The following is a 15,902-nucleotide window of genomic DNA, read 5'->3' as shown; positions in this document are numbered from 1 at the left end:
CAACGACACGGATGTGAAATAGTCACATGATCGCCCGGACAAGTCCTAGGCGGTCGGAGACCTGCCGGTAGCGGTCGGACAGGAAGCCGCCCATGTCGGCGGCGCGGGTCTCGGCTGCGGTGCCGCGGTCGGTGCTGTGGCCGCGCGGCTTGGTCCGCATCCGGTTGTCTGCGCGGGCCGCGGTCTGGGCGGCGTGCTCGATGCGGGCAGCGCGCAGCGACGCGTACGCGCGAGGGACGGCGGTGACGAGGACCAGGAGCATCAGCAGCGGGTCGAGGGTAGTGACGACCGCGGTGACGGCGGCGAGCTGGGCGAGGACGGAGATCGCGGCCTGGGCGCCGGCGACCAGATCGCGGGCGGACTCCGCGCCCTTCCCGGCGGCATCGAGGCGGTCTTCGAAGCCGGGATGCTCGTAGGCGATCAGTCCGACGTCGGCGGCGGACCGCAGGAGGCGCAGATCCGCCTCACGGGAGGTCCTCGGGCCGAGGCGGGCGGCGGCCTGCGCGGCGGCGTTGCACAACGCGCCGCCGACCAGGGACACGGCCACGACCAGGGCGACAGCGGAGAGGACGGCGGCCGCGAACTGAGTAGATGTGGTCGAGCTGTTCCGCGGCCTCGCTTGGTCAACCGATGAAAAGCGACACAACGGCTGACGAAATGCGGAAGAGTGCACAGTCAGTCAAGGCAGCGAGCGCGCGATGTACTCCTCGGACGCCACTGTGACACGGCGATGACAACAAATGGCTCGTCTCGACTTGTTGTGGGCGCTTTCATATCCACACGAGCGCCACCCGATCCGCGGTGGCGCGCCGACATCAGGGGTGGGACCAGCGTTGAGGAACACATTAGGAAGAGGCAGCAGGCTGACGACGGTGCTGCTGGCGGGCGCGCTGGCCGGGTCGGCGCTGACGGCGGTCACCGGTACCGCGTCCGCGACCCCGGGGGCCGCCGCCCCGGACACCGCCGCGGCGGCCGTGGTGCCGTCGGGTCCGGGCATGGAGCTGTCGGCCGCGTCGTTCACCCAGATGACGGTGGACGACGTCGGCCAGCGCGTGTGGATCGCCGGGGACCGGGTCTATCCGGACGGGTCGCGGGACGGCGAGGTGGTCGGCGTGCTCTACGGGGGCGTCGGGCGCGCCGTCGCGAGCGCCCACATGGCCGCCCCCCTGTCCGGCGTCGCGGTGGAGCCGGACGGCTCGAAGGTCTATGCCGGGCAGTCGGACCACATCGCGACCTACTCCCACTACAGCGGGTCCTTGTACCCCCTCGACCCGATTCCGGCACCGGCCGACGGCTGTGGGCGGGAGCTGGTGCACACCGGCGGGCGGCTGTTCTTCACCAGCCGGCCGGCCGCGTCGCCCGAGGGCTGCGCCGACGCGCTGGGCAGTGTCGGCGTCGCCGCGACGGCCGAGGGCGGCAAGGCCGGGGAGGTCATGTACTCGAGCACCCCGATCCATCTCGAGGGAGGGCCCGGAGGTCTACTGGTGACCGCTCCGGAGCGCTGGTCCCCGACCGCCGACCCCGACCTGGGGATCTACCGGGTGACGGACGGGGCGGACGGGAACCTGCTGGAGTTCCTGGGCGAGCGCCGGTTCACCGAGGACGGTACGGATCGGGGCATGGACTTCCGGGACGCCGACTTCTCCGCGGACGGCTCCGTCCTCGCGGTGGCCGACGGGGTCCGGGGGACCGTGCTGCTCGGCGGCCAGGACGCCCGCTTCCTTGAGAACCACTACGCACCGCTGCCGGAGGGCGTGGCGCCCACGGCCGTCGCCTTCAGTCCCGACGGCAAGTGGTTCGCCCAGGGCGGCGCGGCGTCGGGCGATGCCGCCGACCTGACCCTGGCGTTCGCCGACCCGTCGGTCGAGCGGCAGCCGCTGCGCATCAGCTTCGAGGACGAGGCCGCGGGCCACCGCGTCGTCCCGCGGGGCATGGAGTTCTCCGGGGACGGACAACAGCTCTTCGTCGTGACCTCCAACCAGGAGGGCACCAGGTTCTGGCTGCACACGATCCAGACCCGGGAGGCCTTGGCTCCGTCGCGCATCGTGGATGTGACGCACGGCCCGGCCGTCGCCGGGGGGCCGTTCAGGGTGACCGGACGACTGGACCTGGACGGACTGGCACCCACCGAGGCGCCGCGGATCACGGTGCAGCGACTGAACGGCCTGGAGGTCGCCGACCTGCCGTCGGTTCCGGTCGCCGAGGACGGAACGTTCGTCCTGGAGGACGTCCTGCCGGACCGGGTCGGGGACGTCCACTACGTGCTCGGCTACGCGGGTGACGAAGTCCACTACCGCTCGGAGCACTGGCTTGTGGTGGAGACGGTCAAGGCGTCGAGCACGGTGACCCGCGACGGCCGGTAGTCGGCGCGCGGCGCGGCGGGCTTCCTCGGCGGCCCGGCGGATCATGTCGAAGGTGAGCGGCTCCGGCGGGCGTCCGAGGTGTTCGTGCAGTCTTGTTCGGCACGAGCCGGGCCGGAGCCGTCGACGACGCGCTCTGCCGGTCCACCGATGTCGACGCACTGCCCGCCGCTCACCCCGAGGTCGACTGCGCTCCCCGCTCGACGCGCTGGCGAAGCAGACTGCCCCGGCCTGACCCGGGCCGCTGCTCGCCGACGCCGCCTCTCCCCGTGTCCAGCGGGAGGGACGGCGTCGCCGTGTGTGGTCAGATGCGGCAGCGGAACAAGGCACGACGGGGCTTGCCCGGCTCCTGGCCGCGGTCGCCCTCCGAAGCCGGCTGCATGGCGGCCTGCTCGCGCGCGGCGGCGGCTTTCTGCCGGGCGATGTCGTCGGCGTGGCAGGGACCGCACACGGACCAGGTCACCGGCCTTCGGCACGAGACTGTGCAGGGTGGTCTCCTCCCACTGCTGGTCGGTGAACTTCTGCCCGCACTGTTGGCGCACCGGCCGCCGCGCCTCCCGCGCAGCCGCCCTGCACCGTTCTTCTTCCGCTTCGGCGCGGGCGGCCTGGCGGCGCTAGAGAGCGTCGCCGTCGGGATTGCCGAGCGCGACGGTCGGTGTCTGTTCCTCCGCGCGCCCCAGGCGCCGCCACACCGCCGCGTCCGCGCCGCGCTCCGTCAGCAGCTCCAGGGTGGTGAAGACGACCGGCGCGGCCTGGCTGTCGTCCTTCGCCGTGGTCGCCTCGCGGCAGTACGTCTCGTACCGGCGCGGCGCCCGGAAACCGCGGCCGGCTTCCTCGAGCACCCTCACGGTGTTGTCGACCTTCGCCTTAGAGGGCATCTGGTCACTGTTCAGGCTGTTGCGGCGGTCATGTCCGTTTCGATTCGCCAGGTGGTGCGGATTCTCCGGTCAGTTCGCGGGACATTTTGTCAGCCATCGCCCAGTGGATCATCGTTCGGGATCTCTGGGGCAGGGCTTCGTAGTCTCGTGCCAGGCGGCGGTGCTGCATCAGCCAGCCGAAGGTCCGCTCGATCACCCACCGCTTCGGCAGCGGCTCGAACCCCTTCGCCCGGGGCCGCTGCACCACCTCCACGTCGATGCCGAGCAGGGCGCCGTGGTTGAAGATGCTGTTCTGGTATCCGTCAGCGGCCCAGGCCTTGGTCACTCCGGGATAGTTCGCGGCCACGTCGTCGAGCAGGAGCTTGCCGCCGGTGGTGTCGTGCACGTTCGCGGCGGTGATGAGGACGGCCAGCACGAGACCGAGCGTGTCCGTGACCAGGTGCCGTTTGCGTCCTTTGATCTTCTTGCCGACATCGATGCCCTGGCTGGTCCCGGCGACGTTTGCCGAGGTCTTCACGCTCTGGGCGTCGACCACGGCCGCTGTCGGGCCGTACCCGGACCTGTTCGTCTCGCCCGCCAGGCGGTGAAGACCGGCTCGATCAGAGCCCAGCGGGCATCGGACACATCACTGCGGTACGGACGGCAAACACTCACACACCGTGCAACGACCGCCAGGGCCATCGGTCACACAAACATCCCAGAACACCAACTACCTAGATCAGATGCCCTCTTACAGTGTCTTGAGCTCCGCCGCGTCATCGGCGGCCAGTTCCTCGGTGACCCGCATGGGGTCGAGCACGTCCGCGGCGAAGTGCACACCGGGAGCGACCGACCCGTCGAGCGCCTGGAGAGCGGCGGCGGCAGCGAGGAACCCGCTCAGCTCGTAGGAGTCCGGGGCGCGCAGGACGAGCCTCGCGGTGGGCGGGCCGTCCGTCGCTCCGTCCCAGAGGTGGAACTCCTGTCCGTACCAGGCCCCGTGGCGCCGCACGTCCTCGTCGGCCGCCGCGACCAAGTCAGCGGTCTTTGTGCTCTCCAGTGCCCATGCCATGGCCAGCTCCTCGGCCAGGCGTCCACCGCCGAAGACGGTGTACCAGCGCACCTGGCCGATGTCCGTGGCCCGGGCCAGCCGGACGGCCTCAGTGGACAGGAAGGGGAAGGCGTCGACGGGTGTGGGGAAGGCGTCGAGTCGCACCCCTCGGCGGGGGGCCAGTGCACGCTTCCGCATCCGGCCCCCGTGCCAGGCGGCCGCCGGCGTGCCGTGCTCCGGTCCACGGCCGAGCAGCACGTCACCGGCGGCGGCCGGGGTGAGCGGCGCGACACCGCCGACGTAGGCGTCCAGCGCGACGGGAACGGTGGCGCGGGCGGCCAGTGCGCGGGGCAGCAGCGAGGACAGGCCCGGCAGCGCGCCGGCGGACAGCACGGCCGCGCGTCCGGCCGTGACCCATCGCTCGGCGCCTCCGTCGGTGGACAGCAGGTTGTGGACCGGGTCGTCACCGGCCGCGTCGACGTAGTCCGCGCCGCCTCGCAGCGCGGCCTGGGCGACCGCGTCGAGGACGCGGTACGAAGGTCCCGCGCAGTTGATGACGAGTCGGCAATCCGCTGTGAAGCGATCCAGCGAGTCGGGGTCGGTCAGGTCCACCGTCAGGGCGCCCACGTCCGGGCCGCCTTCCGGGAGGCCGGCTATCAGCGCTTCCGCCCGGCCCCGATCGCGGCCGGCTACCAGCAGCGGGTGGACGCCCGCCCGGTGGAGCCGCCGTACGACCGCGCTGCCGACTGCTCCGTAACCGCCTAGGACGCCGATGGCCGCCAGGTGTTGCACCGGTCTTCCTCCCATTTCCCACTAACCCAGTTGATGAAAATGATAATTATTATCGTAGTCATTATTGGACGGGCCAGGGAAGAAGTGACGACGATGTACGACGTGATCGTGGTGGGCGGGGGGCCCGCCGGCCTCAATGCGGCGCTGGTGTCGGGGCGTCAGCGCAGGCGGGTCCTCCTGCTGGACTCGGGTCGCCCGCGCAACGCACCCGCGGCGCAGATGCACATGTTCCTCAGCCGGGACGGCTTCCCGCCCGCCGAGCTGCGCCGTATAGGCCGGGAGCAGCTCACCGCCTACCCGAACGTGACCGTACGCGAGGCAACCGTCACCGCCGCCGCGCCCGAACCGCAGGGGTTCACCCTGACGCTGGCCGACGGCACCGTGGAGCGGACCCGGAAGCTGGTCCTCGCCACGGGGCAGGTCGACGTGCTCGACGAACAGGTGGAGGGCCTGTCCGCGCTGTTCGGCCGAGGGGTGTACCACTGCCCGTTCTGCCACGGCTGGGAGACCAGCGGGATGAGCCTGGCCGTCTTGGGGCACGAACTGCCGCAGGTCATGCAGGCCCTCTACGTGGCCGACCGGTTCAGCGAGGATGTGATCGTGTGCACCAACGGTCACCCGGTGCCCGAGCAGGCCGCGGGCCGTCTCGCCGAGGCCGGGATCGCCGTGGAGGAGACGGCCGTGACCCGCTTCGAGGGCGAGGAAGGGGCCGTCCGCCTGGTCCTCGCCGACGGGCGGGTGCTCGAACGGCAGGGCGTCTACCACCGGGCGCCCACCCGTCAGCACTCCCCGCTGGCCGAGCGGTTGGGATGCGCGGTCCTCCCGGACGGCTGCGTGCGGGTGGACGAGTTCCAGCGCACCTCCGTACCCGGTGTGTACGCGGCCGGTGACACCGCCCGGCTGGAGGCCCTGCCGGACGCCCTCACCTTCGTGATCACCGGTGCCGCCGACGGAGCCCGTGCCGCGGTCTGGCTCGACCAGGAGCTCTTCCGCGAGGACGCCGGCCTGGGCGGCTGAGACCGAGGTGCGGCGGGGGCGGTTCCGCCCCCGCCGCACCCTTCTCATCGGTCGCCCGGTTCGCGAAGAGCGGCAGCGAGTCCGGCCACCGTGGGCTGCCAGAGGAAGCGGCGGGGCGTCACCCGTCCCAGTCCCTCCCGCGCGAGCGACCCGAGCATCCGCACCGCGAGCAGCGAGTCACCGCCGAGCGCGAAGAAGTCGGCGGTGCGCTCCTCCACCGGGCAGTCCAGCAGCTTCCGCCAGTGCGCCGCGACGGCTCGTTCCGTGTCGTCCCGGGGCGGTCCCGGTTCCGTTCCGCCGACCGCCGCCGCGGGTACGGACAGGCGCCGGCCGGATGCCTGCCGGGCCGGCCCGGCCTGCTCACCGTCGACCGCGTCGGGCAGTTCGAGCACGGCGGTCCAGCCGCCCGGTTCGACCAGCGATTCCACGGTCGCCATGAGATCGGCGAACATCCGGTCGACGTCCGCCGCCGCGAACAGCTCCTCCACCAGCGAGAAGACGACCACCAGCTCGCCGCGCAGCTCGAACAGCCGCACCTCCAGGGCCACCTGGGGCGTTCGCAGCTGCTGATGGTGGCTCAGCAGGTCGATCGCGCCCAGCGGCCCGGCCTCCTGGGGCACCTCGCTGCCCAGCGCCGCGTCCACGCCCAGGGTGGACTGGAAGACGACGGGTGCCACCGGGCGGTGGGTGCCCCGGCGGCGGCCCAGTTCGCGGGAGACCTCCACGCCGGTGATCAGGTTGTGGGCGAGCGCGTCGCCGATGTCCTGCTGCGCGCGGCCGGCGAGGTCGGCGAAGACGGGGGCCGCCGGCAGGTCGACCGGCAGGAGCATGGTGGACGAAAAGGCTCCCACCAGGCGGGACACGTCGGGATGGAGCGGGAGCCGGTTCAGCTGGAGGGTGTTGAGCAGGAAGCGGCGGTGGCCGCAGGCCCGGGCGACGGCGGCGGCGAAGGCGGCGAACATCGCCGCGGACGGGGTCACCCCGTGCTCGGTGCACAGCCGGCGCAGCTCCGACCAGCGCTGCGGGTCGAGCACCGCCTGCCGGGTGCCCATCAGGGTGGGGCGCACCTCGGCGGGGTCGGCCACCAGCGGCAGGGCCGGCGGCAGCGGGAAGTCGTCGAGGCGGTCCCACCACCAGTCGCGGTCCTGCTGCCACGCCTCGGTTTCGGGCAGGTCCCGCAGGGTCGTCACGTAGTCGCCGTAGTCGATGTCCAGGGGCGCGAGGACGGCGTTGTAGTCGGAGACCAGGGCGAACAGGTCGCGGTAGAAGACGCCGGAGGACCAGCCGTCGATGATCAGCAGACTGGTCGAGGAGTGCAGCCGGGCGCGGTCGCCGGGCATCAGCGTCAGGCGCATGTCCAAACCGCAGCCCCGGGACGGGTCGGGGCCCTCGGTGCTCATCTCATGGCGTATCTCCGCGAGCCGGGCGGCGGCCGTTTCCTCGTCGGCGTCGCGCAGGTCGGTGACCTGAAGCTGCGGTACCGCCTCCGGATCGTCCAGGGGCAGGATGCGCTGCCGGCCGTCGGGCAGGATGCGTGCCCGCAGGACGGCCTGGTGCTCGGCCAGTCTTTCCAATGCGTCCTGCAGCGCCTCGGGGGCTTCGTCGGCGTCGATGTCCTCCAGCCCGATGTCCACGTAGTGGTGTGCGGAGCGGTAGGACAGCTCCCAGGCGTCCTGCTGGCCCACGAAGTAGCCCTGCTGGAGCGGCAGGAGCGGGAACGGTGCGTCCGGGTCCTCACGTCGGCGCAGGTCCAGGGGCAGTGGGCGCAGGGCACCCGTCCCGGATCCGGTACTGCGTTCGTGGACGAGGGCGGCGAGCTGCGCGGCGCTCTGTTCGACGCGGACGTCCGCCAGCGCCAGCGGGGTGCCCAGCCGTTTGCGGAGCATGGCGGCCATGCGGACGGCCAGAACGGAGTCGCCGCCCAGGCTCAGGAAGCTGGCGTCCGCCGGTACGGCGGCCAGATCGGTCTCCAGGGCGTCGGCCCACACGGCGCGGACGGCGTCGACCAGGTCGGCCGAGGTCCGCTCGGCGGTGTGTTCGGCTGCGGATGCGGGTGTCAACAGGGGGCTCCAGTCGGGTTGGCGGGGCGGATGATGTCGTCCACGGTGTGAATCCGTGGCAGGGGCAGGGCAGGGGGCAGACGGCCGGCGAGCGCGGCGCGGACGCGGCCGGGGTCCGGGCGGGCCCGGTGTGACCTGACACGGCCGGAGATGACGCGCTGGCCCGCCGCGGCGAGGGGATGCTCCTCGTGCGGCAGGACGGGCAGCGGGTCGAAGCCCGCCGCGTCCAGTTGCCGTGCCCATTCCCCAGCGGTGAGGAAGACCCGGTCCTGGCCGGCCCGAAGGTCCGTGAACCACTCCTGTTCGCCGGGTGCGGGCGACATCAGCAGGTACATGGAGGTGAGCGCCTGGTAGTGCTCCTGGCACGACTCGACCAGGACCAGCAGCCCGCCGGGTGCCAGCAGTTCCCGCAGGGCCGCCAGGCAGCGTCCGACGTGCCGTGCGTTGTGCAGGACGTTCGCCGCCAGGACGACGTCCTGGGATTCCGGCTCCAGACCCTGCTCGAGCGGGTCAGTCTGGATGTCGAACAGGGCGTGCCGCAGTCCGGGGTGGTCACCGAAGACGTCCCTGGCCGTCCGCAGGAAGAACGGGGAGACGTCCGTGAACAGGTAGTCGACGGGCGTGTCGCCGAGCGCCTCCAGGACGGTGCCGGTGGTGCCGCCCACGCCGGCGCCCGCCTCGAGGACGCGCAAAGGAGCCGGCGCCGTCCGGCGACGGGACTCGCCGGCGATCAGGGACGCGGCGGCATGGTTGGCCCAGCGGCTGGGGACGCTGTCACGGTAGTTGCCCTGCGCGGTGTTCGTCTGCCCGTCGGGGAAGAGGACCTCCTGCAGGGACGTGCGGTCCTGGAGCAGCAGCGGGAGCCGTTCGGCCGCGGCCCGGAAGAAGCGGGTCATGGACGCCGGGTAGCCCAGACCCGTGCAGGCGCCGTCCAGCTCGCGCAGCGCCCGGGCGTGGTCGCGGCGGTCCGGCACCGCGAGGGAGTGGTAACGGCCCGTCGCCGCGTCCAGGTGGAGCCGGGCCTCCGCGGTCAGGGTGTGCAGCCAACGCCGTACGATCCACGCGTGCCGGGGTGCGACCGCCAGGGTTTCAAAAATCTCGTCGGTGCGGGGCTGGCCATTGCCGCGGAACAGGCGGGTCCGGTCCAGTACCCGGGCCATCGTCAGCAGCGCCGTCTCGTCGAGCTGCCGCATCAGTGCCGGGAGAACGGCCAGGTCGGTACCGCGGACGGCGGCGTCACCGGTGTCCGCGGCCCGGCCGGTGGCGCGGGCGTCGTCCCGGCCGGGGCCGGATGACGCCCGCGCCGCCGGAGGCGGACCCGTCACCAGCAGGGTGTCCTGCCCACCGCCGCGCACCAGCTGCCAGTCCGTCACGCCGGGCAGCCCGGTGAAGGTCTTGTCGGTGAGTGCGTCGTTCACGCGTGGCCGTCCTCGATGACGTCCACCACGGTGATCGCCGGTGGCACGGTGTCCTGCCCGGCCCGGCGCAGGTGGTCGCGCAGCACTTCGGGCAGACGGCGCCGGACGAACAGGGGGAACGGCTCGTGGGCGACCGGGCCGGAGGGCGCCGGAAGGTCCTCGGCCGCGGCGGGCGCGCAGTCCGCGGGAGCCGCCACGGCCAGCGCGCGCGGGTCGGCGGCGTCAAGCAGTACGGCGGCGTCCGCTCCCTGCAGTGCCTCGCGCAGGGCGTACGGGGTCACCGCCCCGGGGGCGTCGTGGAGCAGGGCGTTGGGGATGCCGTGGACGATGACGGGACCGTTGGCGAGCGCGTCGCGCAGCGCTTCTGGGACGTCGCTCCCCCCGTGTCCGTCCCAGGGCGTCCGGCGCACGTGCCGGGTCCCCGGTCCGTCGGTGTGCGGGCCGACGCGCAGGACGATGTCGTAGCGGTAGCGGGTGAGTTCGGTGTCCTCGGTCATGGTGCGGGCGTGCACGCTCATGCGGACCGGGCGGGATTGGGCCGCGACCGCCGCGGCGACGGCTGCCGGGGTGAAGGACAGTTCCTCGTCCGCCTCGGCGGCGGCCGCGGCCCTCGCGGCGATCGTCGTGCCGTCCGCCTCGGGGTCGCGGGCCCGTTCCAGCCGTCCGAAGTGGTCGAGCAGCAGGCCGGAGTGCCGGATGTCTCCTACGATCACGGTGCCGCCGTCCTCGACCGCCGACAGCGCCCCGTGCAGGACGGTGGTCAGGTAGGCCAGGTCGGGGAAGCACTGGGTGACCGAGTTGAACAGCACGCAGTCGGGACGCGCACCGGGGCCGAAAGCGGTGTTCATGGCGTCCCGTACCCGAGGCGCGGCCGTCTCGTGGGCGGCGGCCCGGACGAACGCGGTGCGGGGCAGGCCGGCGATGGTGAGGCGGTCCACCGCGACCTGGGCGACGTCGGTGCCGACATACCCGTCCAGGTGCGGGTGCAGGCGGTGGGCGAGCAGGCCGGTGCCGCAGCCGAGTTCCAGGAGCCTCCTCGGGCGCTGGGCCAGGACGAGATCCACGGTGCGGTCCACCCAGTCCCGCATGTGGGCTTCGGGCAGCGGTGCTCCGGTGTCGGAGGCCCGCCACCCGGACAGGTCGAGGTCGTTGGCGTGCCGGCCTTCGGCCGTCTCGTACGTCCACTCGTAGACCTCGGCCCACTGCTCGAGGTGCTCGCGCATCAAGGGGCCCGGCTCGGGTACGGCGGTCACAGCGTCCGGGTGCGGGACGACCCGGACGCCGCCGTCGGGTGCGGGGTGGGCCCGGGCCACCCAGGGATGGGCGGCCAGCAGGTTCGCGATCCGGCCGGTGTGTTCAGCCGTCGTGTGGTCGGACACCGGAGTGCTCCGTTCTCCCGTCGGGGGTGTGGTCGGGGATCGTGTGCGGCCGTGGGGTCAGGCAGCGGCCGGTCAGGTGGAGGACACGGTCGGCGCGGGCGGCCGTGTCGGCGTCGTGCGTGACGGTCAGGACGGCGGGGCCGTCTTCCCGCAGCCGGTCCAGCAGGTCGAGGATGAGTCGTGCCGAATCCGGGTCCAGGCCCGCAGTGGGCTCGTCCAACAGCAGCACGTCAGGCCCGGCGGCGAGCGCCCGGGCGAGGACGACCCGACGGCGCTGGCCGCCGGAGAGCGCCGCGGGTCTGCGGTCGACCAGGTCGGCGGGGAGTCCCACGGCCTCGAGGAGTTCCCGTACGCGTTCCCGCCCGGCCGTTCCGGTCGTGCCGTGGAACACCTTCAGCGGCCGGGCCACCGCTCGGCCGACGGTGTGCGCCGGGTTGAGTTCCGCCACCGTGTCCTGTCCGGCCAGTTGGACGGCGCGCAGCATCCACCGGTCACGCAAGCGGCTCCCGGCGGGCAGCGAGCGCCCGTGCAGCAGGAGTTGTCCGGCGGCCGGCGGGCGACGGCCCACGAGGGCGTGCAGCAGGGTCGTCTTTCCGCTGCCCGACCGTCCCGTGACGGCCAGCCAGCCGCCCGTCGGCAGGTCCAGGTCCCCGGCGTCGAGCAGTGGTGTGCCGTCCGGGCTCCGCAGAGTCAGGCCCCGCGCCGACAGCACGGGCACCAGGGGCGGGGCAGGGTCCGCCGCCGTGTGGGGCGGGCGCCCGGTTTGTGGTGGCGCGGGATCGGCGGCCGGGCGGAGCGGCTCCTTCCACGAGGCGCTGGTCATCCGTCCGCGTACGGCGGCGGTCGCACATGTCGTGTGCCGCACGGCGGCGTCCGCACCGGAGGCCGGGCGCGCGTCACCGGCGAGCACCAGTGTCCGGTCGGCCAGTTCCGCGGCCAGCCGGGCATCGTGCGTGACCAGGACGACACACCGGCCGGGGATCCCACGGCGCGACCGCACCTCTTCGGCCACCAGATCGGCCGTCGCACGGTCCAGTGCCGAGGTCGGCTCGTCCAGGACGAGCAGCTCCGGGTCGGCGCACAAGGCCCGCGCCAGGGCGACCCGTTGGGCCTGTCCGCCGGAGAGTTCCCCCGCTCGCCGGGAGGCGAGCGCGGGCGGAAGGCCCAGTCGGTGCATCAGGGCCTCGACCCGCCGGGCGCGGGTGGCGGCGTCACCGGTGAACTCCTCACCGATCAGCCGGTCCACGCACCACAGCGGATTGAGGGCCGCGCCGGGGTCCTGCGCCAGCCAGCCGCACCGGGCACGCCGCCACCGCCGGGCCGCCCGACCGGGCGACACGGCCACACCGCGCCAGCGCACGGTGCCCGACGCGCGCTGCAGTCCGTCCGGGAGGACGTCGAGCAGGGCGCGCAGCAGCGTGGATTTACCGGCGCCGGACGCGCCGGTGACGGCCAGCACCTGCCCCGGGCCGACGCGGACGTCGACCGGCGGCAGGACGGTGGCTCCGTCGAGGGCGCGGCGAACGGTCAGGCCCTCGGCCGCCAGCAGCGGGGCACCGGTAGGAACGGACTCCTCATGGTCATGGACCGTCATGCCCCCTCCCCCGGAGCCCGGGCGGCCGTCCGGGCCGCCGCGGCGAACACCCAGGCGCAGCCCGCCAGGGGGATCGCCGGCGCCAGCAGCGCCCAGGGGTTGAGTGCGGCGCCGGGCAGATTCTCGCTGAGCATCAGGGCCCAGTCGGGGTCCGGGGGCTGAGGCCCCAGGCCGAGCACGGCGAGGGCCGCGGCGATCTGCAGTGCCGTGACGAGCCGGAGCCCGGCGTCGGCGGCGACCAGACGGCGCAGGGCGGGCAGCACCTCGTAAAGCAGCACGGCAGGTGTGCGCTCGCCGCGCTCGACGGCGGCGTGCACATGCCCGCTGCCGCGCAGCTGCGCGCACTGCGTGGCGACGACCCGTGCGGTCAGCGGGGCTCCCGCGAGTACCGACGCCACGACGACCGCCGCCGCCCCCGGCAGCGCGGTGGCCAGCACCAGCGCCAGGACCAGGGCGGGGACGGCTAGCAGCAGATCGCACAGAGCCCGTACGGTGCGGGCGGTACGGTCGCCCGACCAGCCCGCGGCCAGGCCGAGGCCCGTGCCGCAGACGGCGGCGGCGAGCGCGGCGAGCAGGGACACGGTCAGGAGCTGAGTGCCCCCGGCCAGGACCCGGGACAGCACGTCGCGCCCCAGGGCGTCGGTGCCCAGCGGATACCGTCCGCCGGGCAGCGCCCAGGGGGCGGCGACCGTTCGCTCCGGTGGGTGCGGGGCGGCATACCGGCCGAGCGGCACGCACACCAGCAGTACGAGAGCCGCGATCACGGACACCGGAGGGCGGGTGGCTCCGGGGAAGAACGGCCGAGGCGCTCCGGTCATACGGTCCTCCCCGCCGCCACCGACGGGCCGGGGTCCCCCGGCACCGTGGTGCGACGGGCGGCCAGGTCGGCCAGGAGCATGCCCAGCAGCAGGACGACGGCCGGGAGGAGGGCCGCGGCCTGAATGACGGGGACGTCCCGCACCGCGACGGCGGACACCAGCAGCTGCCCGGTACCCGGATAGCCGAACAGGGTCTCCGCCAGGGCGGTTCCCGCCACGAGACCGCCAACCAGCAGGGCCGTCACCTGGAGCACCGGCACGTACAGGAAGGGAAGGACGTGCCGGTGCAGCACGAGCGGGGCGGGCAGGCCGCGCAACCGCGCGTCGGCCACGTGGGGGCGGCGCAGGACATCGCCCAGCGCCCCGCGCAGCAGGACGGTGGCGAACGCGGCCGAGGGCAGCGCCAGGGTGAGCGCGGGCAGCACCAGGAGCCGGGGGTCCGCCAGGGGCGATCCGCCGGGCGGCAGTAGGGACACAGGGGGCAGCCAGCCCAGCAGCCCGGCCAGGACCGCGCCGAGCACCGCCGCGTGGACCGGCTGCGGCACGGCGGCCAGTCCGGTGGCGGCCGAGCCGCCCCGGCCGCCGCGCAGGTACGTGACGGTCAGGGCCGCCGCGGCCAGCAGCGCGGTGACCGCCAGCGCCGCCGCGACCAGGACGACGGTGGCGGGCAGCCGCTCGGCGAACAACGTCACCACGGGTCTGCCGCCCGCCAGCGAGTGTCCCAGGTCTCCCCGGATCAGGCCGTACAACCAGTCGAGGTAGCGCACCGCGGCCGGCCGGTCCAGTCCGAGGCGTTCCCGCTCCGTCGCGACGTCCTCCTGGGCGGCCCGGCCCGCCGTCCTCAGTTCCCCGGCGTCACCGGGGAGCAGTTCGGTGGCTGTGAAGACCACGGCCGTGGCGGCGATGGCCAGGACCGCGGCCCGGCCGGCCGGGCGCAGGGCGCGGCCGGCAGTGCGCAGGGTCACTTGGCCATCCACACCTGGTCGATGAACATGCGCTGGAAGCCGGGCCCGTCGGGCAGTCCGCGCACGCCGGGCGCGGCGAGGTCCAGGCCGTCGCCGGTGCCCCAGACGACATAGCCGCCGTCCTCCCACAGCTCGCGCTGGATGCCGGACAGCAGCTCCTCGCGTCGCGCCTCGTCGGTGGCCGACATGGCCCGGGCGAAGCCGTCGTCGAAGCTCTTGCTGCGCCAGGCGGTCTCGTTGGTCGGGGAGTCGGACAGCAGTCCGACGCGGACGAGGTCGGGGAAGGAGATGCCGCCGTAGTAGCCGGTGTAGAACGCCTTCTTGGCGTAGACAGCGGTCCAGTAGGTGTCCGCCGGCTCGACCTTCACCTCCGCCTCGACGCCGATGTCGGAGAGCTGCTGGGCGTAGAGGGTGGCTGCGGTGTCCATCCCGGGGTAGGACGTGGTGGTGTGCAGGGTGACGGACAGTCCGTCGGCGTGGCCCGCCTCGGCCAGCAGCTTCTTGGCCTTCTTCACGTCGCGGGTGCGCTGCGGCAGGTCCCTGGGGGCCGAGGGGTCGTAGGGGGTGGGCAGGTCATTGGCGACCTTGCCGTAGCCCAGGAACACGGTGTCGACCAGGGCCTTGCGGTCGGCGGCGAGGCGGAACGCCTCACGGACCCTGGGGTCGTCGAACGGCTCGGTGTCCAGGCGCATGACGAACGGGTACTCGGTGACTCCGTCGCGCCGGACGACCTGGGTCTTCGCCGAAGATCCGGCACTCTTGACCGCGGCGGGGCTGACGCTGCCGGCGACGTCGGCCTGCCCGGAGGCGACGGCACTGGCCCGTGCCTGTGGGTCGGCGACGGCCTGGATCTCGATCCGGTCCAGGTGCGGGCGCTTTCCCCACCACGTGTCGTTGCGGGTCAGGACGGTGGTCTGGGCGCTGGTCCGCTCCACCCGGTACGGACCCGAACCGATGACGGAACGGGAAAAGTCCTTGGTGCCCTCCGGGACGACGAAGGTGACGGATTCCAGGGCCCGGGGTGCGTCGGCCATCGGGGCGCGGGTAGCCAGGACGACGGTGTGCTCGTCGGGGGCGGTGGACTTCGCCATGTCGAAGTCGGCGAGTCGGCCGTAGTTCTCGGCGGCCTTGCCGCCGATGCGCCGCAGGGAGTACAGCACGTCGGCGGCGCGCACCGGGTTACCGTCGGTGAAGCGGGCGTCCTCGCGCAGGGTGAGGGTCCAGCGGTCCATGGCGTCGTTGGGCTTCCATGACGTGGCGAGCCGCGGTCGGGTCTTCCCGTCCTCCCCGGGGACGGTCAGCACGTCGTACGTGAGGGCAAAGCGCAGGACGTCGGACTCGTTGCCGAGGCCGCCGTGCGGGTCGTCACTGGCGGTGGCGGGTGATCCCGCGACGGCGTATCGCAGGGTGCCGCCCTCGACGGGCGCGCCGGTGCGGGGGGCCGGGGTGTCGGCGGCGGGTGTGTCGGAGCAGGCGCTCAGCAGCAGGGCGCCGACCGCCGCGAGGGCGGTGAGAGCGGATCTGCGGGAGAGGAAGCTGCGGGGTGACGGGTGCTGGTGCATGGTTGCTTTCCGCGAGAGGTTCAGGTGTCGAA

Annotated in this window: 13 protein-coding genes and 1 pseudogene; 2 read left to right on the top strand and 12 right to left on the bottom strand. The window is 73.3% G+C overall.

What is annotated here, in order from left to right:
- Positions 1-22: 22 nt before the first annotated feature.
- Positions 23-547, bottom strand: a complete 525-nt coding sequence (locus RIM90_RS15155; RefSeq protein ID WP_309061220.1) for a hypothetical protein — start codon at positions 545-547, stop codon at positions 23-25.
- Between the two features lie 286 nt (positions 548-833).
- Between RIM90_RS15155 and RIM90_RS15150 the strand changes: the two genes are divergently transcribed.
- Positions 834-2,363, top strand: coding sequence for a hypothetical protein (locus RIM90_RS15150; RefSeq protein ID WP_309061219.1), 1,530 nt, complete (start codon positions 834-836; stop codon positions 2,361-2,363).
- Positions 2,364-2,664: 301 nt separating this feature from the next.
- Here the strand turns inward: RIM90_RS15150 and RIM90_RS15145 are convergent, their stop codons facing one another.
- The 4 genes and pseudogenes from RIM90_RS15145 to RIM90_RS15130 form a co-directional block, all read right to left on the bottom strand.
- On the bottom strand, positions 2,665-2,823 hold the full coding sequence (locus RIM90_RS15145) for a hypothetical protein (protein WP_309061218.1): 159 nt from the start codon (positions 2,821-2,823) through the stop codon (positions 2,665-2,667).
- 151 nt (positions 2,824-2,974) lie between these two features.
- Complete coding sequence (locus RIM90_RS15140; RefSeq protein ID WP_309061217.1) at positions 2,975-3,238, bottom strand: hypothetical protein; 264 nt, start codon at positions 3,236-3,238, stop codon at positions 2,975-2,977.
- A gap of 28 nt (positions 3,239-3,266) precedes the next feature.
- Positions 3,267-3,919, bottom strand: a pseudogene (locus tag RIM90_RS15135) (transposase).
- Between the two features lie 49 nt (positions 3,920-3,968).
- Positions 3,969-5,057: a saccharopine dehydrogenase NADP-binding domain-containing protein gene (locus RIM90_RS15130; protein ID WP_309061216.1), complete on the bottom strand. Its 1,089-nt coding sequence runs from the start codon at positions 5,055-5,057 to the stop codon at positions 3,969-3,971.
- Positions 5,058-5,150: 93 nt separating this feature from the next.
- Between RIM90_RS15130 and RIM90_RS15125 the strand changes: the two genes are divergently transcribed.
- Positions 5,151-6,074, top strand: coding sequence for an NAD(P)/FAD-dependent oxidoreductase (locus RIM90_RS15125; protein ID WP_309061215.1), 924 nt, complete (start codon positions 5,151-5,153; stop codon positions 6,072-6,074).
- A 44-nt stretch (positions 6,075-6,118) separates the two neighbouring features.
- Here the strand turns inward: RIM90_RS15125 and RIM90_RS15120 are convergent, their stop codons facing one another.
- Genes RIM90_RS15120 through RIM90_RS15090 form a run of 7 tightly spaced genes read right to left on the bottom strand, consistent with a single transcriptional unit; the run spans position 6,119 to position 15,870 of the window.
- Positions 6,119-8,134 carry a condensation domain-containing protein gene (locus tag RIM90_RS15120; RefSeq protein WP_309061214.1) on the bottom strand — a complete coding sequence of 672 codons (2,016 nt, stop codon included), beginning with the start codon at positions 8,132-8,134 and terminating at the stop codon, positions 6,119-6,121.
- Positions 8,131-9,552: a class I SAM-dependent methyltransferase gene (locus tag RIM90_RS15115; protein WP_309061213.1), complete on the bottom strand. Its 1,422-nt coding sequence runs from the start codon at positions 9,550-9,552 to the stop codon at positions 8,131-8,133. Before RIM90_RS15115 ends, RIM90_RS15120 begins: the two co-directional genes overlap by 4 nt.
- Positions 9,549-10,931 (bottom strand): class I SAM-dependent methyltransferase, encoded by a 1,383-nt coding sequence (locus tag RIM90_RS15110; protein WP_309061212.1) that lies wholly within the window; start codon positions 10,929-10,931, stop codon positions 9,549-9,551. The genes RIM90_RS15115 and RIM90_RS15110 overlap by 4 nt, the downstream gene beginning before the upstream one ends.
- Positions 10,909-12,525, bottom strand: a complete 1,617-nt coding sequence (locus RIM90_RS15105) for an ATP-binding cassette domain-containing protein (protein ID WP_309061211.1) — start codon at positions 12,523-12,525, stop codon at positions 10,909-10,911. Before RIM90_RS15105 ends, RIM90_RS15110 begins: the two co-directional genes overlap by 23 nt.
- On the bottom strand, positions 12,522-13,343 hold the full coding sequence (locus tag RIM90_RS15100) for an ABC transporter permease subunit (protein ID WP_309061210.1): 822 nt from the start codon (positions 13,341-13,343) through the stop codon (positions 12,522-12,524). The genes RIM90_RS15105 and RIM90_RS15100 overlap by 4 nt, the downstream gene beginning before the upstream one ends.
- Positions 13,340-14,308, bottom strand: a complete 969-nt coding sequence (locus RIM90_RS15095) for an ABC transporter permease (RefSeq protein WP_309061209.1) — start codon at positions 14,306-14,308, stop codon at positions 13,340-13,342. Before RIM90_RS15095 ends, RIM90_RS15100 begins: the two co-directional genes overlap by 4 nt.
- Entirely contained in the window at positions 14,305-15,870 is a 1,566-nt protein-coding gene (locus RIM90_RS15090) for an ABC transporter substrate-binding protein (protein ID WP_309061208.1), read from the bottom strand. Before RIM90_RS15090 ends, RIM90_RS15095 begins: the two co-directional genes overlap by 4 nt.
- Between the last annotated feature and the right edge of the window lie 32 nt (positions 15,871-15,902).

Origin of the sequence: Streptomyces sp., assembly GCF_031181555.1 — a bacterium.
In the GTDB taxonomy this organism is placed as follows: Bacteria; Actinomycetota; Actinomycetes; order Streptomycetales; family Streptomycetaceae; genus Streptomyces; species Streptomyces fimbriatus.
This window is presented reverse-complemented; position numbering and strand designations above follow the sequence as displayed.